Source organism: Brucella sp. TWI559 (assembly GCF_039674265.1).
GTDB lineage: Bacteria > Pseudomonadota > Alphaproteobacteria > Rhizobiales > Rhizobiaceae > Brucella > Brucella chromiisoli.
This window is the reverse complement of sequence record NZ_JBDJNE010000084.1, coordinates 1-357: the sequence shown is the minus strand read 5'-3', so window position 1 is coordinate 357 and position 357 is coordinate 1. Positions and strand designations below refer to the sequence as shown.

The window sequence follows — 357 nt, the reverse complement described above, 5'->3', positions numbered from 1 at the left end:
TCCGGATGCACCAACGGTTACAGTCGGCTCTGACGGTGTGACGCTGACGATCACCGGGGAGCCGGGTGGGACAGCGACGATCTACAATGCTGATGGCAGCGTGCTTGACACGGTTGATCTTGGCGAGAGTGGCACTGCGACTTATGTTGCTGCTGCGAGCAATGGCCAGGACATCACGGTGACGCAAAGCGATGCTGCTGGCAATGAATCGGAAGCGGCTTCTGCGACACTCCCCGATACGCTTGATCCGGATGCACCAACGGTTACAGTCGGCTCTGACGGTGTGACGCTGACGATCACCGGGGAGCCGGGTGGGACAGCGACGATCTACAATGCTGATGGCAGCGTGCTTGACAC

At 59.7% G+C, this 357-nt stretch carries 1 protein-coding gene; it reads left to right on the top strand.

The features are described from left to right. Nucleotides 1–357, top strand: a 357-nt coding sequence (locus ABE530_RS19725) for an Ig-like domain-containing protein (RefSeq protein ID WP_499695739.1), incomplete at both ends; no start/stop codon positions are given.